The following is an 18907-nucleotide window of genomic DNA, read 5'->3' as shown; positions in this document are numbered from 1 at the left end:
GCCCCAAACATTAAGATTGGGTTTCGGCCTCCTTCAAAGCGATGCCGTCACGCCCCCGTCGACATAGATGATCTGACCGTTGACAAAGGCGGAGGCATCCGACGCGAGGAAGACCGCGGCACCGATCAGGTCTTCCAGTTCCCCCCAGCGACGGGAGGGCGTGCGGCCGATGAGCCAGTCGGAAAAGGCCTTGTCGTCCACGAGGGCCTGATTGAGCTCTGTCTTGAAGTAGCCGGGGCCGATGCCGTTCACCTGGATGCCGTGCCGCCCCCAATCGATGGCCATCCCCTTCGTGAGCATCTTCACGGCCCCCTTCGTGGTCGCGTAGGGCGCAATCGAGGGGCGACCGAGTTCGCTCTGAACCGAGCAGATATTGATGATCTTTCCCCGGCCGCGTGGGATCATTCTCCTGGCGACGGCCTGGCTCACATAGAAGACGCTGTCCACATTCGTGGCCATCAGCTCGTGCCATGTCTCCTCCGGATAATCTTCCAGAGGCCCCCGGCGCTGCATGCCCGCATTGTTGACCAGGATGTCGACAGGGCCAATCTCCGCTTCGATCCGGTCGATGGCGGCCTTGACGGCGTTGCTGTCCGTCACGTCGAAGGGCATCCCGACCACGGACGAGCCTTCGTCCCGCAGGCTCCGTGCCGCCTCAGTGACTCTGTCCGATCGACGTCCGTTGAGGATGACGTGCGCGCCGGCGCGTCCGAGGCCCCGCGCGAGCGCAAGGCCGATGCCCGCGCTCGATCCCGTCACGAGAGCGATGCGGCCCGACAGATCGAAGAGGTTCGCAATGTTCATCGTCCGATCCGATGCTCTAGAGAATGCGTCCGGGATTGAGAATGCCGGCAGGATCCAGCGTCTGCTTCATCTGCCGCATCAGGGCAAGTTCGGGTTCCGTGCGGCTCAAGGAAAGGTAAGGGCGCTTGATACGACCGATTCCGTGCTCCGCGGAGATCGAGCCTCCGAGACGAGACACCAGATCGTAGACGAGGCCCTGAACGCCCTTCTTGATCGCATCGTCCATGTCGCGAACGGCGACGTTGATGTGGATGTTGCTGTCGGCCACGTGCCCGAACACGACGTAAACGGCGTCGGGCCATTGCTTGGGCATCTCTCGACGCAAATGGGCGACGGCTTCCGTCATGCGGTTGAGCGGCACGCTGACGTCGAAGCGGATTTCCTCGGGCAGGAAGCGGCCGTATTCGTAGGGCGTTTCGCGGTAGGCCCAGAACCGGTTCCGATCGGCGCGAGACTGTGCCACCACGGCGTCCTTGATCAGCCCCTGCTCATAGAACTCGCCCAGGAGGAGCGAAAAGGCTTCCGTTCCCGCCGGATCCGCTCCCATGTCGGCCTCGATCAGGAGCGTCACGTCGTGCTCGTCCTCGAACGCAGGCGCAAGGCCGCAGATCTCGGTCGCGACCGTCATGAACTCCCGCCACATGGCCTCGAAGACGAGCAGGCGGCCCGGATGAGCCTGCTGGAACCGGCGTAGGACCACGAGGGCATCCTCGAAGCTGCCGACCGCACAGAGAGCCGTCTGCAAGCCCTGGGGCTTGGGATGCAGCCCGATCACCGCCCGGGTCACGACGCCGAGCGTCCCTTCGCTGCCAATGAAGAGTTGCGTCCAATCGTATCCGGCATTGTTCTTCAGCATCTTGTTGAGGGACCGGACCACGGTGCCGTCGGCGAGGACCACTTCGAGGCCGAGAACGTTGCGCCGTGTCATGCCGTAGCGCAGCACCTGGTTGCCGCCGGCATTGGTCGCGACGTTGCCGCCGATCGTGCAGGTTCCGCGCGCGCCGAGATCGATCCCGCACAGGAAGCCGGCCTCGTCCGCCGCCTGCTGAATGACCGCGAGTGGCGTGCCGGCGAGGGCCGTCAGCGTGGCGCTCGCCGCGTCGATCTCTTCGATGCCGCTCATCCTCTCAAGGGACAGAGCAACCTCTCCGGCCTGCGGGTGCGCGCCGCCCGCGAGGCCCGTCAACCCACCTTGCGTGACGACGGGCTGGCGATGCTCGTGGCAGATCCTCAGGGCAGTCGCCGCATCGTCTGTGCTCTGCGGCAGGATCAATGCCTGGGGTGCGGTGGGCTTGAGGCCGCTGGCATCGGCGTGGTTGCGGGAGGGAATGTCGCTCCCGACGCGGACCCTGGATCCCAGGGCTTCAACAAGGGCATCGATCACATGGCTCATTGTCGTCTCACTCGATATCAGAAGCGGCCTGGTGCGGAGGGATCATTCGCAGGTCGTTTGCATTCCTATAACCTGTCGGTCAGGCGCACGATGGCATCAGGCCGCTGCCAGAGTTCCGGCAGCAATTCGAGGCCGAGGCCCGGCTTCATGTTCACCGTCACCTCGCCATTCTTGACGGTCGGCAGTTCCGTCACGAGTTCAGTGTACCATCCGGTATAGAAAGCCCGGACGCTCTCCTGGATCAATGCATTGCGCGCATGCAGGGAGAAATGGCAAGAAGCGGCATAAACCACCGGGCCCGTGCAGTCGTGCGGCGCGACCGGCACATGCCATGCTTCCGCCAATGCGGCGATCTTGCGCGCCTCCGTCAGGCCGCCGCACCAGGACAGGTCGAGCATGGCGACGCCGGCGACGCCGGTTTCGAGATATTCACGGAACGCGTGGGTATAGGACAGGGTCTCAGACGCACAGACCCAGGCCTTCGAGTGTTGCGCGTATTCCTTGAGGTCCCCGATATTGTCGAGGCGGAAGGGATCCTCGTGCCAGTAGGTGTCGAACTCGGCCAGCGACGCAGCGAGCTTCTTGGCCATCGGCAGGCTCCACAGGGAGTGGAACTCGACCATGATGTCCATCTTGTCGCCCACGGCCTTGCGGATCTTGGCAAAGGGTTCGAGCGCCGTCCGGAGTTCGTCCGGCGAGATGTCGTAACCGTGGCTGCGTTCGGCCGCGACGTCGAAGGGCCAGATCTTCATTCCCGTGATGCCCTGTTCCAGCAGGGAATGGGCGAGCTCGTCCGCGCGGTGCAGGAACGCGTCCAGATCCTCGTAGGCACCTTCCGTTTCGCCGACGCCCCAGTTGGCGACTTTCTGCGCCCGGCTGTCGCGAATGTAACGGTAGCCGGCACAGGTATTGTAGACCCGGATCCTGTCCCGTGAGCGGCCTCCCAGCATGTCGCAGACGGGCTTGCCGTGGACCTTGCCGAAGAGATCCCACAAGGCGATGTCGACGGCGGAGTTGCCGCGCGTTTCGACGCCGGCGGAGCGCCAGCCCAGATAATTCTGGAGATCGCGGTTGATCCCTTCGATCTGGAGCGGGTCGCGTCCGATCAATTTGGCCGCGACGGTCTCGTGAATATACGCCTCGACGGCCGCCGCACCCATGAAGGTTTCACCGAGGCCGATGAGTCCCTCATCCGTGTGCAGGCGGATCCAGACGATGTTCGCGAATTCCTGGAGACGGATTGTTTCGACGCCTGTGATCTTCATGGGATCCTCGTTTGGATTGCGCTCTCGTGGCGATCGGCAGAGGCGGAACGTTTGATGCCTCCTGCAGACGGGATGGAAGCCGCCGCTCTCATGATATCCACCGAAATGCTTCGCGCGAGCAGGTATTCATAAGTCTAATTTGATACATTGATGCAAGATGGGCATGGCTCACCTTTTCCCTTGAAGGCGTACGATAGAATTTTCCAAGGCATGCATGGATGTTGCCCGCAAATGAAAATGCGGGCGAACAAGACGGAACGGGAAAAGTTCATCGTCCTGCACCGCGTTCAGCTCGCGAAACCGCTCCATCGGCTGAATTGACACTCCCTTTAACTGCGCCTTAGATCGACTAACATGTTTGGCTTTCCCAAGGCTTGAAGCATGCTTTGGGAAGAACAGAATAATGAGCGCCGAAACGGGCGCCAATGGCAGGGAGAACGCGTGAGCAGGGTAATCTCCATCTTTTTCAAAGGCTTGGAAGGACTGTTGGTTCTTCTTCTCGCCGCCATGGTCGCCATGGTCTTCGGCAATGTCGTCCTGCGCTATCTCTTCGATACCGGCATCGATGTCTCGGAGGAGCTGTCCCGTTTCTTCTTCGTCTGGCTGACCTTCATCGGCGCCGTCGTGGTGGGGCGCGAGAATGCCCATCTGGGCGTCGAGACCCTGGTGGCGCGTCTCGGCGACAATGGCCGCAAGGTCTGCATGGTCCTGTCCGACCTGTTCATCATCGGGTGTTGCGCGGTCTTCTTCTGGGGGACATGGCAGCAGGCCGAGATCAACGCCACGAACTATGCGCCCATCACCGAGATCTCGATGCTCTGGGTCTACGGGATCGGGTATTTTACCAGCATCGGCCTGGGATTGATGGCCGCCCTCCGGATCATGCGCGTCCTCACCGGACGCGTCAGCGAGCATGAGCTCAAGGTCTTCGCCGGCGACTACAGCGGCGACGAAGCCCATGCCTTGAAGGAGCGGCTCGAGTGACCATTCTCGTTTTCCTCGTCTCGCTTCTCGGGGCCATGGCGCTCGGAATGCCGATCGCCTTTGCGCTGATCGTCTGCGCTCTCGCGCTCATGCTCTGGCTCGGCAACTTCGACAGCCAGATCGTGGCTCAGAACATGATCATCGGCGCCGACAACTTTCAGCTTCTGGCCGTCCCGTTCTTCCTGCTCGCCGGCGAGCTGATGAATGTCGGCGGCCTGTCGAAGCGCATCGTCAACTTCGCCCTGGCCTGCCTCGGCCATATCCATGGCGGTCTTGGATACGTCGCCATCGTGGCGGCGCTGATCCTCGCGGCCCTGTCCGGCTCAGCGGCCGCCGATACGGCGGCGCTGGCAGCCATTCTGATTCCTATGATGCGCAATGCCGGCTACGACATTCCACGCGCAGCGGGCCTCATCGCGGCCGGCGGCATCATCGCGCCGGTGATCCCGCCGTCGATCGGCTTCATCGTCTTCGGCGTCGCGGCCAACGTGTCGATCTCGCAGCTTTTCCTCGCGGGCGTCGTTCCCGGTCTGATGATGGGGCTGGCGCTCGTCGTCGCCTGGGCCATCGTCAGCCGACGCGACAAGATGAAGACGGCGCCCCGCGCGACGATGCGAGAGCGGGGAAGGGCCTTCATCGATGGCTTCTATGCTCTCCTCATGCCCGTGATGATCCTGGGCGGCATCAAGTGGGGCATCGTCACGCCGACGGAGGCCGCCGTCCTCGCCGCCGTCTATGCGCTCGTCATCGGCATGTTCGTCTACCGCGAGCTGAAGCCGTCGATGCTCTACGGCGTGTTCCTCACGGCCGCGAAGACGACGGCCGTGGTGATGTTCCTGGTGGCGGCGGCGCTCGTGTCCGCGTGGCTCATCACCCAGGCGAACATTCCCGGCGAGATCAGCGGGCTCATCGAACCCCTGATGGGCAACAAGACCATTCTCATGTTCGCCCTCATGTTCCTGGTGGTCATCGTCGGAACCGCGTTGGACTTCTCGCCCACGGTCCTGATCCTGACTCCGGTTCTCATGCCGATCGTGAAGCAGGCCGGCATCGATCCGGTCTATTTCGGCGTGCTGTTCATCATCAACAACGCCATCGGGTTGATCACGCCTCCGGTCGGAATTGTGCTGAACGTGGTAAGCGGCGTCGCCCGTGTGCCCATGGGCGCGGTCATCCGCGGGGTGAACCCGTTCCTGATCGCTCAGCTCATCGTACTCGTCCTGCTCATCATCTTCCCCGACTTGGTCATGGTACCCTTGGCCTGGCTTCGGGGGCGTTGAGACGGCAGAATTGTTGAAAAACCAAAAGAGAGAGGAAACGACCATGAAAGCACTCACATTCGCACTTGCCGCCGGCGTGGCAGCGACCATCATGGCGGCCGTTCCGGCCAATGCCCAGTTCACGGAACGCAACATCCGCCTGTCCAATGGCGTGAACGAGGATCACCCGAACGGAAAAGGCGTCGAGAAATTCCGCGCCTGCCTTACGGACAAGTCCGGGGGCAAGATCAAGGTGCAGGGCTTCTGGGGCAACGCCCTCGGAGGCGATCTCCAGGCCACGCAGGCGCTGCGTTCCGGCACCCAGGAGATGGTCGTCACGTCCAGCTCGCCCCTCATCGGAATCCTGCCGGATCTCGGCGTGTTCGATCTGCCGTTCCTGTTCGCCAACAACAAGGAGGCCGATTCCGTCCTCGACGGTGAGTTCGGCAAGTACATCGACGGCAAGCTCGAAACGGTCGGCCTCGTCAATCTCGCCTATTGGGAGAACGGCTTCCGCAATCTCACCAATTCCCGCCGTCCGGTGGAGAAGTGGGAGGACTTCAAGGGCTTGAAGGTTCGCGTCATGCAGAACAACGTGTTCCTCGACACGTTCAAGAACATGGGCGCCAACGCGGTGCCGATGGCGTTCGGCGAGGTTTTCACCGCCCTTGAGACGAAGGCGATCGACGGTCAGGAAAATCCGTTCGTGACCATCGATACGTCGAAGTTCTACGAGGTGCAGAAGTACCTGTCCGTGACACGTCACGCCTATACCCCGTTCCTCGTGCTGTACTCCAAGAAGCTGTGGGACGGGTTGTCGAAGGACGAGCAGGCTGCCCTGCGCGAATGCGCCGCCGTCTCTCGCGATGAGCAGCGCAAGGTTTCGCGCGAGCTGTCGGAATCCTCGCTGAACAAGATCAAGGGCGCTGGCATCGTCGTCAACGAGCTGAACGAGCAGGAGGCGAACCGCATGCGCGAGCAGGCAAAGCCCGTCTGGGAGAAGCACGCCGCAACCATCGGACCCGAGACGGTGAAGATGATGCAGGCGGAGCTCGACAAGGTCCGGCAGAAGTAAGATCCTACTCAGATCAGCGCGCCGCCGTTCGGAGCCTCCGTGCGCCGGACGGCGGCGCCCCATTCCCTTCCGCCTGAACGACAATCGTGGTCGGCAGGCCCGATTAGAAAAGATTGCCGATCGATGCAGATCCTCATTCTCGGGGCGGCCGGAATGGTCGGCCGCAAGCTCACGGAACGCCTGGTCAGGGAAGGCCAACTGGGAGGTGAGGCGATCACGCGTCTCATTCTGCACGATGTGGTCGAACCCGAACGCCCTCAGGCGTCCTTTGCCGTCGAAACCCTGACGTCCGATTTCTCGATGCCCGGAGAGGCGGAGAAGCTCGTTGCGGGTCGTCCCGACGTGATCTTCCACCTTGCGGCCATCGTGTCCGGCGAGGCGGAGGCCGATTTCGACAAGGGATATCGGATCAATCTCGACGGAACGCGCTTCCTGTTCGATGCCATTCGCATCATCGGCGATGGGTACGGGCCGCGCCTCGTCTTCACGTCCTCCATCGCGGTGTTCGGCGCGCCGTTCCCGGATGCGATTGGGGACGAGTTCTTCCTGACGCCGCTGACGAGCTACGGGACGCAGAAGGCGATCGGTGAACTGCTGCTGGCCGATTATACCCGGCGCGGGTTCTTCGACGGCGTCGGGATCCGGCTTCCCACGATCTGCGTCCGTCCGGGCAAACCCAACAAGGCGGCATCGGGCTTTTTCTCCAGCATTATCCGCGAGCCGCTGAACGGTCAGGAGGCCGTTCTTCCCGTCTCGCTGGACGTCCGCCACGCCCATGCTTCGCCGCGATCCGCCGTCGGCTTTCTCATCCATGCGGCGAGCATGAACACGTCTAGGATCGGACCTCGGCGCAACTTGACGATGCCGAGCGTGTCGGTGACCGTCGGCGAGCAGATCGACGCGCTTCGGCGCATCGCCGGCGAGCAGACCGTCGCCCGGATCCGCCACGAGCTCGATCCGACCATCATCCGTTTCGTCGAGGGATGGCCCCGCCGCTTCGATGCGAGCCGCGCCGAGAGCCTGGGTTTCCGCGCGGAGTCCAGCTTCGACGAAATCATCTCCATCTATGTCGAAGACGAGCTAGGCGGCGTCGTCCCAACCTGATCGGTTCCCGCATGGATGGATTATCGCCGGTCGGGGAGACGCTTAGCGCAGGGGACGCTCGGGGAAGAATCGCTGCCTGAGCGAAGCCCATTTCTGGATCGCCCAAAGGGTAAACCGGCCCACGGGCTTCTGCAGGATGGGGACGTCGCGGGCGATCAGCAGAAGACCCAAGGGCAGCATCCACAATCCGAGGACGGGCAGAAACGAGAAGATGCCGCCCAGGATGAGAAGCAGGCCGGCCGGGATCCTGATCCAGCGCGAATTCGGGTGGCGAAGGCTGCGGAGCACGCGGGCGACCTTGCCCGGCACTTCATGCTCCAGGCGTCTGAACGCTTGCCTCAGGACGGCTCGTCCGCTTTGGTGTCCCATGCTCTTTGAAGTGTCAGCCACCGAGAGGAGTTCCCCCATGATGCGCCTTTGTGAGCCCGGGGCAGTGAACGCGGGCTGAAGACCTCGGTCCGCCGGAACGAGGCCAGCCGCGGATTCTTCTCCGAATGGCTCTAGCAGGTGAAGCCAGCGAGAGCTTCGGCCACGGCCTGTGTGCCCTGTTCCCGAACCCGCATGATCCTGAGAGTCCGCTCCTTCTGCTCAAGGCGGTAGAGATAGGGGTCGAATTCGAGCGGGAGCGCGGGATCGCCGAGGTAGCGCGGCTTATCGGACCGCTCATAATAATCGGCCCTCAGCAGCCGGCCGAGATGCTCCTGGACCGAGTGAGGAAGCGGCGGAACGTTGTGGCGAACGGGCAACGCCATGGAAGCCGATTGGGTCAAATCAGGATTCTTCGCAATGTTATCAAGCATCGCCTGGCCCCTTGAAACTGCCTAGATTAACGCGCGGGGCGCCGTCCGGTTTCGGCCGCGGGTGGCGCAAACTGCCGCAGGCTTGGCCGGGGAGCAAGCTTCGGCCAAGCCTGCCACCTTAGATGTTCGCGGAAGACGAGGTTTGGGGAAAAATTTTGCAGAACGACCTGTTTCTTGCCGAGCGGCTCGCATTCCTGGGCATCGACGACGATGCCTGCCGGGAGCTTCGCGGGATCTGGCACGACATCTCCCCCGAGCTGCCGAAGATCCTCGAACGCTTCTACGCGCATATGCATCGGCAGCCGGAGCTGTCACGGCTGATCGGCACGCAGCAATCCCGGCTTGTGTCCGCCCAGATGCAGCATTGGGGCAGGCTGTTCAGCGGCAGCTTCGATGCCGCTTATGTGGAAGGCATCCGGCGCATCGGCCTGATCCATAACAAGATCGGCCTCGCGCCGCGCTGGTACATCGGAGGCTATGCCTTCATCCTCAACGAGCTGATTCATGTGCTGTCGCGGAAGCACCGCTTCAGCGGAGGGGCTCTTGCCCGCAGGCTGGCGACGGTGAACAAGGCGGTCATGCTCGACATGGACTTCGCCATCTCCGTCTATCAGGACGCCTTCGTTCACGATCGCCAGAAGAAGGGTGAGGACCTGTCGCAGGCCGTCGCCTCCTTCTCCGAGGCCGTACAGGAGAGCCTGGAGATCTCGGGGCAGGCGAGCCATGCCCTCTCTGCGAGCGCAACGGTTCTCGACCAGGCGACCGGAAGCGCCAGGAGCCTTGCCGTTCAGGTCACGACGGCGGCCGAACAGACCGCGTCCAACATGCAATCCGGGGCGGCCGCCACGGAGCAGCTCGCATCGTCGGTTCGCGAGATCGGCCAGCAGGCCAGCCGCTCGGCGGATGTGGCGCGCCATGCTCTGGAGAGCTCCCAGCGGACGAAGGAAACCGTCAACGGCTTGGCCGAGCAGGCGAAGGAGATCGGAGACGTCGTCGATCTGATCGAGCGCATCGCAGCTCAAACCAACCTGCTCGCCTTGAATGCCACCATCGAGGCGGCCCGCGCCGGGGAGATGGGCAAGGGGTTCGCCGTCGTGGCGCAGGAGGTCAAGACTCTCGCCAACCAGACCGCCCAGGCCACGACCGAGATCGGCTCGCGCATCGGAGCGATCCAGGACGCGACACAGCGTAGCGTGTCCGACATCGACAATATCGGCCGCATCATGGAAGAGCTGAGCGGGATCGCCACGGCGATCGCGGCCGCCGTCGAAGAACAGGCTGCGGTGACGTCGGAGATTTCCGTCAGCGTCAACCAGACGACGGACCATACCCATGCGGTCGTGCGGAGCATCGAGGCGCTGACCGGGTCGACGGCCTCCGCGGCCTCCGCCGCGCAGGAGGTGTCGAGTGCCAAGCACACCCTGGACCAGCAGCTTCAGCGCCTGAGGCAGGACATCGACCGGTTCCTTGCGACCGCCAGGGCCGCCTGACGCCTTTACAAGCGACAATAGCGATTTGTGGCTGAATCGTGTCTTTTTGGGTACAGACAGGAATCCGCAAATCAGACACCTTGCCAACAGTTGCCGCCGGACTTGCTCTCGGCGCAACTGGCGGAGCCGTGAGGGCTCCTGTGTGGGGGCACAGGTGGATCAGACGGACCAGGAAATCGAGCAGATCGCTCGGGCATTCTTTGTCGCGCGGCATGAGGACGGCGTTTGGGAAACCGCATCGCGGCTTCTGCAACACGAATTTCGTCTCTATGCCCGGCAGGCTCTGCGCATGCTGGAAAAGAAGCATGAGCAGGTCTGGAACGAGGCGCCCGCAATGATGCGGGCGGATGTCCTCGAAGCGGCCTAGCAAACCTTTGCCCTTGGGACGCCCTGTGAGAGGCAGGCCGGACGTCCGCTGTGCCGGATGCGATTCCGTGTAACGGCTTTTTGTGCGTCAAATGGGGGAGGCCTGTTGAAGGCAGCCCTTGCTCGGCCAATTTTACAGGGTGCAGACTCTCTGCCGAGGGTCTGAGGAGCTTTGCATGCAATCACCCGATGAATGGGAAATCCCTCCTGAGTATCAACCGGATCCGAGATCGCTCGGCTATGACCTCAAGGACGCTCTGGCGGCTGTCGTCTCCCTGAGGGCGCGGGTTCCCGATGATGCCTTCACGGCCGAAACGCTCGGGACGGAACGGGCCGGGCAGGGCGTCGTCATCCGGGACGACGGTCTCGTCCTCACCATCGGCTACCTGATTGCCGAGGCCGAAGAGGTCTGGCTCACCACCAATAAGGGGCGGGCCGTTCAGGCCGATGTGCTCGCTTACGATTACGAGAGCGGTTTCGGATTGGTGCAGGCGCTCGAGCCCCTTGGCGTGCCGGTACTGGCCCTGGGCGATTCCCGCCATCTGAAACCGGGCGATCATGTGGTCATCGGCGGGAGCGGAGGACTGAGCCACTCCCTGGCGGCCCAAGTGGTCGCCTGCCAGGAATTCGCCGGCTATTGGGAGTATCTCATCGATCCGGCCATCTTCACCGCGCCAGCCCATCCCAATTGGGGCGGCACGGCCTTGATCGGACCCCGGGGTGATCTCGTCGGCATCGGTTCGCTCCAGCTCCAGCATCAGGCTTCCGGCGGCACCGTGGTGCCTCTCAACATGAGCGTGCCGATCGATCTCCTGAAGCCGATTCTGGACGATCTCCTGACCCTCGGTCGGACCAAAAGCAAACCGCGGCCTTGGCTCGGATTCTATGTCGCAGAGGCCGAGGATGATCAGATCACGGTCATCGGCCTTGCCGGCGATGCGCCGGCGCAGCGGGCAGGCTTGAGGGCCGGTGACCAGATCCACGCGGTTGCCGGTCAAACGGTGACCTCTCTCGCGGAGTTCTATCGCGCCGTCTGGGATCTGGGCGCCGCAGGGGTCGACGTCCCGCTCACGCTCGAGCGGGAGGGAGATATGTTCGACGTGACGATCCGGTCCGCCGACCGGGGGCGCTTCATGAAGGGGCCGCGCCTGCAGTGATCGTCCGGGTGCCGTGAAATGTGCTTGGCGCCCCGCCGCTCTCACGCGCGATCGTGAATTTTCCGAGCGAGGATCGCTCCAGGCGGAGGTTGAGACATGGGCCTTGAAGTCATGTTGCCGGGCGGTGAAGCCGTTCCGGCTCTCGGGCAGGGGACCTGGCACATGGCCGAGTCGGCGAGTCACCGGGCGCGGGAGATCGACGCGCTCCGCCTCGGCGTCGAACTCGGCATGACGCTCATCGATACGGCCGAGATGTACGGCGAGGGCGCGGCGGAGCAACTCGTCGCGGAGGCGCTCGCCGGGCAGCGGGATCGGCTCTTCCTCGTCAGCAAGGTGTATCCCCACAATGCGAGCTGCCAGGGCGTGATGCAGGCCTGCGAGCGCAGCCTCGGGCGGTTGAAGACGGACCGGCTGGATCTCTATCTCCTGCATTGGCGCGGCAGCGTGCCGTTGGAGGAAACCGTTGCCGGGTTCGAGGAGCTTCGCCGCGCCGGCAAGATCCGGCACTGGGGTGTCAGCAACTTCGACACCGCCGACATGGAAGAGCTGTTCGCGATTCCGGAAGGCGCGAACTGCGCCACCAATCAGGTGCTCTACAACGTGAGCCGGAGAGGGCCGGAATTCGACCTCATCCCGTGGATGCAGGACCATCGTATGCCCCTCATGGCCTACAGCCCGATCGAACAGGGCAGGCTTCCGCGCAGAAGCATCCTGGACAGGGTCGGGCAGAAACATGGAGCAAGCCCGTTCCAGATTGCTCTGGCCTGGGTCCTAGATCGGCGCGGCGTGATCGCAATTCCGAAGGCGTCGAGCGCCGATCACGTGCGGGACAATCATCAAGCGCTTGAGATCCAACTGGATAGGGACGATGTTGAGGCCATCGATGCAGAGTTTCCGCCGCCTCGGCGCAAGCGCCCGCTCGAAATGATCTGAATCGGTTCCGAAACAGCAGGGTACGACAAGACCATGACCTTCACCCGAGCCGATGCACTCGCCGTTGCGGAGATCCTCCGGGCGACCGCCCAGGCCGAGATCCTGCCGCGGTTCCGGAACCTGTCGGCCGACGCGATCCGGACCAAGTCCTCACAGCTCGACCTCGTGACCGATGCGGACGAGGCCGCCGAGCGCGTCATCGAGGCCGAGCTCCTGCGCCGGTTTCCGGGTGCGCTCGTCGTCGGCGAGGAGGGCGTCAGCCGGGACGCGAGTCTGCTCGACGGTCTTGGACAAGCCGAGCTCGCCTTCATCCTCGACCCGGTCGACGGCACGTTGAACTTTGCCTCGGGCCTTCCGCTCTTCGGCGTGATGGCCGCGGCCCTGGTGAAGGGCGAGATCGTCTGCGGCGTGATCCTGGATCCGATTTCGGACGACTGGTCGATGGCCGTTCGCGGCGAGGGTGCCTGGGTCCAGCGTCCCGACGGCAGCGCCAGCCCGCTTCAGGTCGCATCGAAGGTTCCCTTGTCGCAGATGGCGGGCAACGTTTCATGGCGTTACCTGCCGGAGAACCTTCGCCCCGTGGTGACGGGCAACCTGCCAAAGGTCGCCATGGCGGCGGATCTGCGGTGCGCGGCGCATACCTATCGCCTGACGGCCGCCGGGTACCTGCATTTCTCTTTCTCGTCGAGCGTGATGCCATGGGACCATGCGGCCGGGTGGCTGATCCATCGCGAGGCCGGCGGGTACACGGCGCATTTCGATGGTTCGCCGTATCGTCCCGTCAATCGCGGCGGCGGCCTCATCAGTGCGCCGGACGAGGAGAGCTGGCAGGCTCTGCGAGATGCGCTTCTCCCTCAGGCCTGATCCTTCTTGAGATAGTTGTAGACGGTGGCCCGGCCCAATCCCAGCACGCGCGAGATATAGGCTGCCGCGTTGCGCCCGCCGAAGGCGCCGTCGCCGGCAAGATCCGTCACGAGCTGCTGCTTCTGCGCGCGGCTCATCTCGGCGATGGTCAGACCTCGCTCGCGCGTCCATGACTGGATGTATTCGTTGATGCGCTCGTGCCAGTCCTCCTTGAACAGCGAAGCCGGCTTCTCGGGCGATTGCGGCACGGCGACAAGCGCCGTCAGCGTCTGCATCACGGCGTGGAAATGCGACACGTCCACGTTGATGCAGAGAATGCCGATGGACCGTTCATGCACACGCAGGACGGCGCTGACGGACTTGATGCGCCGCCCGTCCCAGTTCACCTTCTCATAAGGCCCGATGATGATGTCGGACGGCTTGAAGTCGATCTCGTGCAGGAGGGACGGCTCGCCGAGTTCGCGCTTTGAGAAGGGATTGGAGAGATGCACGACGGTCTCGGTGGCGAGATCGTGGAGCACCACTTCCGCATAGGGCTGGAAGAGCAGTGCGATGGCGTCGCAGACGGGCGCATAGCTCGCCAGTTCAGGCGAGAGCGATGTCTTCGCTCCGATTTTTCGCGTGCGGTTCATGTGGCTTGCGCGCGCACGAACGCGGCGAGACGCTCCAGGCCCGCCTCCAGATGGTGCGCGGGGGCGCCGATACCGATCCGGATGTAGCGATCCATGCCGTAGACGTCGCCCGGCAGCAGCATGACGCCGCGCTCCTCGCGCAGGCGGTGCACCAGATCGGTCGAGTTCATGGACATGGCGTAGCGGATGAAGGCCATGCCGCCGGCCTTGGGCGGTACGAAGGAGAAGAGGTCGCCGTTGGCATCGACCCAGCGCTGCAGCAAGGCGAGGTTCTCGCGCAGGATGCGCTTGCTGCGGGACAGGATCTCCTGCCGCTTGGCGGGCTGCACGGCGATCTCCGCCACGAACTCGCTGACCGCACCCGTCGTGATCGAGGTGTAGTCCTTGCGCTGCCAGGACGTGTAGATCTCCTCGACGGGGCCGACCAGCCAGCCGATGCGCAGGCCCGGGAGCGCCATGGCTTTCGACAGGCCGTTCGTCACGATGGCTTTCTCATAGAGGTCAGCGAAGCTCGGAGGTTCGTCCTGATCGAGTTCCGCACCCTTATAGACCTCGTCCGCATGGAGATAGATGCCGTGCTCGCGGGCGATCCCCACGAGACCATCCATCGTCTCGCGCGACAGGACGGCGCCGGTCGGATTGTTGGGATTGCAGATCGTCATCATCTTCGTGCGGCTCGTGACGGCCTTGCGCACGTCGTCGAGATCTGGCGTCCACCCGAGTTCCTCGCGCAGCAGAACCTCCTTCACGGTCACGCCGATGGCGCGGGCCCAACCCCAGATCTGCAGATAATTCGGAACGAAGACCACGAGCTCGTCGCCGGGCTCGAGCAGCGACATCACGAGGATAAAATTCGCCTCGGCCGAGCCGTTGGTGACCATCACATGTTCGGGGGTGCGGTTGGGATGCAGATTGGCGATGGCCTGGCGCAATTCCGTGCGACCGTTGGTCCAGCCGTAGCCGAGTTCGACGTCGAGCACCTGGCTCTGCTGTTCGGGCGTCAGAAGCTCACGCAGGGAATAGGGATGCACGCCGCTGTCGGACAGGTTGTACTCAACCGTGTTCTCATAGAGCGACTGGATGCGCTCGAGCGTGAACTCTTCGATCTTCATGGCAATCCCCGCAATGCGAAACGATACGATTCATGGCCTCTTAGCACCGCAAAAATAGACTTCATAGTCCAAATTGGACTTGACGGTTCAATCTTCCGCCTGCCATGGTCCGCCCCTGCCGCGTGCCCGGGTCCTGCGTTGGCGCGGCCATTCTCTACCATTGCCTCGACCCGATTCCTGATTGGAGCTTTTGGGTGCAGTTCGATACTTTCCTAATGGAGCGGAACCAGACGCTGTTCGAGAACGGCGTCGAGATCAATCTGACCGAAAGCGGGGTGCATCCCTGCAGCATCGAGGAGATCCTTCCGCCGGACGAGGCCCAGGCGCTGTTGCGCCAGCCGCTCGGCTACGGCTGGACCGACGGACGCCCCGATCTCAGGAGCGCCATAGCCGGCTGGTATCCGGGCGCATCCGCTTCCAACGTGCTGGTGACGAACGGCTCGTCCGAGGCGACGATGATCACCCTGATGGCGATGATCGATCCTGGCGACAAAGTGCTGTTCGCGGTTCCGAACTTCATGCAGGTGGACGGTCTCGGGCGGGCGCTCGGCATGAACGTCGAGCGCCTTCCCCTGCTGGCCGACCAGGGTTGGCAGGTGGACGAGAAGGCGTTGGCCAAGGCGCTGGACGGCGTGAAGCTGATCGCCGTCACCAATCCCGGCAATCCGACCGGCGCCGTCCTGTCGCGCAGGAGCCGCGAGGCGTTGCTCGATGCGGCGCGGAGGGCAGGTGCCTGGCTGCTGGTCGACGAGATCTATCGCGGAGGCGAGATCGACGGGGCCGAGACCGAGACATTCTATGGAGAGTATCCACGCGTCATCGTCACGAGCAGCCTGTCGAAATCCTTCGCATGTCCCGGCCTGCGCCTCGGCTGGATCGTCGGGCCGGAAGAAGTGGTTGAGGCTGCGGCGGAGCGGCAGGATTACACGACCATCGGCAGCGGGATCCTGAGCCAGATCCTCGGAGCGTCCGTCATGGAGCCGCAGAACCGCGAGCGCATCCTGGCGCGCGGGCGTGCCCTTCTGCGCGAGAATGCCGACATCGTCGAGCGCTGGGTCGAGAAGCGGAACCGCTGGTCCTGGCAGCGTCCCGCCGCCGGCGGCATGGCGTTCCTTCGCTATGACTTCGACATGTCGTCCGAGGATCTGTCGAACCGTCTGCGGGAAGAGGAGAGCGTTTTCGTCGTCGCAGGGAGCTGGTTCGGGATCGAGGGCCACATCCGCATCGGCATCGGCGTGAAGACCGAGCATCTGGTGGAGGGGCTGACCCGGCTCGATGCGTTCCTGTCTCGTCACGGCCTCGCCTAGAAGGCGCAAGCGATGCTGCCGAAAGAGAGCCTTTGGCGGGCAAGAGAGGATCTGAGGCGCCTCGTCGGCATCCCGTCCGTGAGTGCGCGCGGGGAGCGTCTTTCCGACTGCGCCCAAGCGGTCCGTGATCTGCTCGCCGGAGCCGGTTTCGAGGCGGAGGTCTGCACTGGGGAAATCGGGCCGTTCGTCGTGGGCGAGATCGGCGACGGCCCCCTGACCGTCATGATCTACAATCATTACGACGTGCAGCCCGAGGATCCGGTGGATTTGTGGCACAGCCCGCCGTTCGAACTGAGCGAGCGCGACGGGCGCTGGTATGGACGCGGCGTTGCCGACGACAAGGGCGAGTTCGTCAGCCGTCTCGAAGGCTGGCGCCTGTTCCGGGAGCGGCATCCGGGCCCCTTGCCCTTCAGGATCATCTGGCTCGTCGACGGCGAGGAGGAGATCGGCAGTCCGTCGCTCGAGGGGTTCCTGAAGAGGCGCTTCTCCGGCGTGACGGCGGACATCTGCTGGTGGGAATATGGCGAGATCGACTCGAGCGGCCACCCCGTCATCCTCTGCGGTTTCAAGGGGGTGATGGCCGTCGAGCTGCGCTGCAGGACGGCGAGAGCCGATCTGCATTCGAGCCTGGGCGCCGTGTTCGACAATCCGCTCTGGCGGCTCGCGGCCGCGACAGCCTCCTTGCGCGACGGTTCCGGCCGTGTGCTGATCGACGGCTTCTACGATACGGTCCGGCAGCCCACGCAGCAGGAACGGGATCTTGCCACCGTGCCGCCATTCTCGTTCGACAGCTTGGCTCGGGCGACGGGCGGGCAGCGGGTTCTCGATGGCATCGACGGAGCCAGTTTCTACGCGGCGATGAACTTCGCGCCGTGCATGAACGTGAACGGCTTCTCCGGTGGCTATGCGGGCGAGGGCGCGAAGACCGTGCTGCCGGCCGAAGGCTCCGTCAAAATCGATTTCCGCCTTGTCCCCGATCAGGATCCGCAGCACGTCGTAAGCCTTCTTCGCGCGCATCTCGACCGGCAAGGTTTCGAGGATATCGAGCTCATCGTTCACGATGCCAATGTGAAGCCTGTCAGGTCGTCGACGGACCATTGGTTCATTCAGGACGCGAAGGAGCTTCTGGAGCGGCATTTCGGGCGGCCCGTCATCGTGCAGCCGAGTTCGCCCGCATCCGGGACGTCGCATCCCTTCGTCGAGCAGCTCGGCGCGAATATCGTCGGCATCGGCCTCACGCATCACGGTGCCATGCTCCACTCGCCGAACGAGAACATCATCGTCGCGCAGTTCGAGGCGATGATCGCCTGTTCCGCGGACATCTTTCAAAGGCTCTTGGAACGCGCGAACGGGACAAGGGCGAACGATACGTCTCCGATGGATGGAGGAGCGCCATGACCAGCATCGTTTTCGAGTCCGCCGCGCGGTCGGTTCAGTCGCGTCGACGCATTCGCCACCATATCTATGAGACGCCTCTTCTGCCGTCCCGCCGGATCGGGATCGAGACGGGATCATCCGTCTTCTTCAAGGCCGAAAATTTTCAGCTGACCGGCTCCTTCAAGATCCGAGGTGCGGCGAGCAAGATGACGGCGCTCGGGAGCGACCGCGCGGTCATCACCGCGTCCTCCGGCAATCACGGCATCGCATCGGCGCAGGCGGCGAGCTCGATCGGTCAGGCCTTGACCGTCGTGCTGCCTGAGAACGTCGCCCCGGCGAAACTCGAACGGATCCGCTCGTTCAACGTCGATGTGATCCTGCACGGCGCCGAGAGCGGGCTCGCGGAACTTCATGCCCAGCAGGAAGCTGCTTCGCGCGGCCTCGTCTATGTCTCTCCCTACAACGATCCCGAGATCGTGGCCGGGCAGGGGACCATCGGATTGGAGCTGCTGGAGCAGGCCGAGAGCATCGACAATGTCTTCGTCGCCATGGGGGGAGGCGGGCTGATCGGCGGCATCGGTTCCGTTCTCAAGAGCTTCAGTCCGCAGACCCGTGTCTTCGGTGTGGCGGCTCGAAACTCCGCTGCGCTGGCCGCTTCGATCATCGCCGGGCGCGTGGTCGAAACCGAGCATTTCGACACGCTCGCCGATGGCGTTGCCGGCGGCATCGATGAGGACAGCATGACCCTGCCCCTGGCCATGTCCGTCATCGACGAGGTCGTGACCTGTACCGAGGCCGAGATTGCCGGCGCTCTCAAGGATCTGGCCTTGAAGGAAAACCAAATCGTCGAGGGCGCGGCGGCCCTCGCCCTGGCCGGGTTCCTCAAAGTTGCCGAACGCTGCAAAGGACAGAGGAACGTCATCGTTCTGTGCGGGGCGAATTTCGACCGCGATAAGATTTTCTCTGTCCTGAACGGTTAGGGTCC

19 protein-coding genes are annotated in these 18907 nt (G+C 63.4%); 12 read left to right on the top strand and 7 right to left on the bottom strand.

All coding sequences use genetic code 11. The features are described from left to right. Nucleotides 1-33: 33 nt before the first annotated feature. The 3 genes from U0023_RS01345 to U0023_RS01335 all read right to left on the bottom strand — a co-directional run bounded on the left by U0023_RS01345 (nucleotide 34) and on the right by U0023_RS01335 (nucleotide 3462). Nucleotides 34-804 carry an SDR family oxidoreductase gene (locus U0023_RS01345; RefSeq protein ID WP_009764161.1) on the bottom strand — a complete coding sequence of 257 codons (771 nt, stop codon included), beginning with the start codon at nucleotides 802-804 and terminating at the stop codon, nucleotides 34-36. A 16-nt stretch (nucleotides 805-820) separates the two neighbouring features. Further along, the gene (locus U0023_RS01340; RefSeq protein ID WP_009764162.1) at nucleotides 821-2197 is read right to left on the bottom strand and encodes an FAD-binding oxidoreductase; all 1377 of its coding nucleotides are present in this window, start codon (nucleotides 2195-2197) and stop codon (nucleotides 821-823) included. A gap of 65 nt (nucleotides 2198-2262) precedes the next feature. Next, nucleotides 2263-3462 (bottom strand): mandelate racemase/muconate lactonizing enzyme family protein, encoded by a 1200-nt coding sequence (locus U0023_RS01335; protein ID WP_009764163.1) that lies wholly within the window; start codon nucleotides 3460-3462, stop codon nucleotides 2263-2265. A 441-nt stretch (nucleotides 3463-3903) separates the two neighbouring features. On the opposite strand from U0023_RS01335, the gene U0023_RS01330 reads away from it, so the two are divergent. The 4 genes from U0023_RS01330 to denD all read left to right on the top strand — a co-directional run bounded on the left by U0023_RS01330 (nucleotide 3904) and on the right by denD (nucleotide 7884). Next, the gene (locus U0023_RS01330; protein WP_040638750.1) at nucleotides 3904-4446 is read left to right on the top strand and encodes a TRAP transporter small permease; all 543 of its coding nucleotides are present in this window, start codon (nucleotides 3904-3906) and stop codon (nucleotides 4444-4446) included. Further along, complete coding sequence (locus U0023_RS01325; RefSeq protein WP_009764165.1) at nucleotides 4443-5726, top strand: TRAP transporter large permease subunit; 1284 nt, start codon at nucleotides 4443-4445, stop codon at nucleotides 5724-5726. The genes U0023_RS01330 and U0023_RS01325 overlap by 4 nt, the downstream gene beginning before the upstream one ends. A gap of 43 nt (nucleotides 5727-5769) precedes the next feature. Further along, entirely contained in the window at nucleotides 5770-6780 is a 1011-nt protein-coding gene (locus U0023_RS01320) for a TRAP transporter substrate-binding protein (RefSeq protein ID WP_009764166.1), read from the top strand. A gap of 123 nt (nucleotides 6781-6903) precedes the next feature. Further along, on the top strand, nucleotides 6904-7884 hold the full coding sequence (gene denD / locus U0023_RS01315) for a D-erythronate dehydrogenase (RefSeq protein WP_009764167.1): 981 nt from the start codon (nucleotides 6904-6906) through the stop codon (nucleotides 7882-7884). A gap of 42 nt (nucleotides 7885-7926) precedes the next feature. Here denD and U0023_RS01310 read toward each other — a convergent pair whose 3' ends face one another. Both U0023_RS01310 and U0023_RS01305 read right to left on the bottom strand, forming a co-directional pair. Continuing rightward, nucleotides 7927-8193 carry a hypothetical protein gene (locus U0023_RS01310; RefSeq protein ID WP_322883769.1) on the bottom strand — a complete coding sequence of 89 codons (267 nt, stop codon included), beginning with the start codon at nucleotides 8191-8193 and terminating at the stop codon, nucleotides 7927-7929. Between the two features lie 191 nt (nucleotides 8194-8384). Next, complete coding sequence (locus U0023_RS01305; RefSeq protein WP_009764169.1) at nucleotides 8385-8684, bottom strand: hypothetical protein; 300 nt, start codon at nucleotides 8682-8684, stop codon at nucleotides 8385-8387. 155 nt (nucleotides 8685-8839) lie between these two features. Between U0023_RS01305 and U0023_RS01300 the strand changes: the two genes are divergently transcribed. From U0023_RS01300 to U0023_RS01280, 5 genes are all read left to right on the top strand, one after another. Further along, a complete protein-coding gene (locus U0023_RS01300; protein WP_040639138.1) occupies nucleotides 8840-10174 on the top strand; it encodes a globin-coupled sensor protein in 1335 nt (444 codons plus the stop codon). A 154-nt stretch (nucleotides 10175-10328) separates the two neighbouring features. Beyond that, the gene (locus tag U0023_RS01295) at nucleotides 10329-10541 is read left to right on the top strand and encodes a hypothetical protein (RefSeq protein ID WP_040638752.1); all 213 of its coding nucleotides are present in this window, start codon (nucleotides 10329-10331) and stop codon (nucleotides 10539-10541) included. 175 nt (nucleotides 10542-10716) lie between these two features. After that, a complete protein-coding gene (locus tag U0023_RS01290) occupies nucleotides 10717-11697 on the top strand; it encodes a S1C family serine protease (protein WP_009764172.1) in 981 nt (326 codons plus the stop codon). Nucleotides 11698-11793: 96 nt separating this feature from the next. Then, nucleotides 11794-12630: an aldo/keto reductase gene (locus tag U0023_RS01285; protein ID WP_009764173.1), complete on the top strand. Its 837-nt coding sequence runs from the start codon at nucleotides 11794-11796 to the stop codon at nucleotides 12628-12630. 33 nt (nucleotides 12631-12663) lie between these two features. Then, nucleotides 12664-13494 (top strand): inositol monophosphatase family protein, encoded by an 831-nt coding sequence (locus U0023_RS01280; RefSeq protein ID WP_009764174.1) that lies wholly within the window; start codon nucleotides 12664-12666, stop codon nucleotides 13492-13494. On the opposite strand, the gene U0023_RS01275 is transcribed toward U0023_RS01280, so the two are convergent. Beyond that, nucleotides 13485-14126 (bottom strand): helix-turn-helix transcriptional regulator, encoded by a 642-nt coding sequence (locus U0023_RS01275; RefSeq protein WP_009764175.1) that lies wholly within the window; start codon nucleotides 14124-14126, stop codon nucleotides 13485-13487. The two genes, U0023_RS01280 and U0023_RS01275, sit on opposite strands and share 10 nt — an antisense overlap. Further along, nucleotides 14123-15238, bottom strand: a complete 1116-nt coding sequence (locus U0023_RS01270; RefSeq protein WP_009764176.1) for an aminotransferase class I/II-fold pyridoxal phosphate-dependent enzyme — start codon at nucleotides 15236-15238, stop codon at nucleotides 14123-14125. The genes U0023_RS01275 and U0023_RS01270 overlap by 4 nt, the downstream gene beginning before the upstream one ends. 194 nt (nucleotides 15239-15432) lie before the next feature. Here U0023_RS01270 and U0023_RS01265 point away from each other — a divergent pair, with 194 nt between their 5' ends. Genes U0023_RS01265 through U0023_RS01255 form a run of 3 tightly spaced genes read left to right on the top strand, consistent with a single transcriptional unit; the run spans nucleotide 15433 to nucleotide 18902 of the window. After that, nucleotides 15433-16545: an aminotransferase class I/II-fold pyridoxal phosphate-dependent enzyme gene (locus U0023_RS01265; protein WP_195904221.1), complete on the top strand. Its 1113-nt coding sequence runs from the start codon at nucleotides 15433-15435 to the stop codon at nucleotides 16543-16545. 12 nt (nucleotides 16546-16557) lie between these two features. Beyond that, nucleotides 16558-17943 carry a M20/M25/M40 family metallo-hydrolase gene (locus U0023_RS01260; RefSeq protein WP_009764178.1) on the top strand — a complete coding sequence of 462 codons (1386 nt, stop codon included), beginning with the start codon at nucleotides 16558-16560 and terminating at the stop codon, nucleotides 17941-17943. After that, a complete protein-coding gene (locus tag U0023_RS01255) occupies nucleotides 17940-18902 on the top strand; it encodes a pyridoxal-phosphate dependent enzyme (protein ID WP_009764179.1) in 963 nt (320 codons plus the stop codon). Before U0023_RS01260 ends, U0023_RS01255 begins: the two co-directional genes overlap by 4 nt. Nucleotides 18903-18907: the final 5 nt, after the last annotated feature.

Origin of the sequence: Microvirga lotononidis (genome assembly GCF_034627025.1) — a bacterium.
Taxonomy (GTDB): Bacteria; Pseudomonadota; Alphaproteobacteria; order Rhizobiales; family Beijerinckiaceae; genus Microvirga; species Microvirga lotononidis.
Note: the sequence above shows the minus strand (reverse complement) of the source record. Positions and strands in the feature narration are given on the sequence as shown.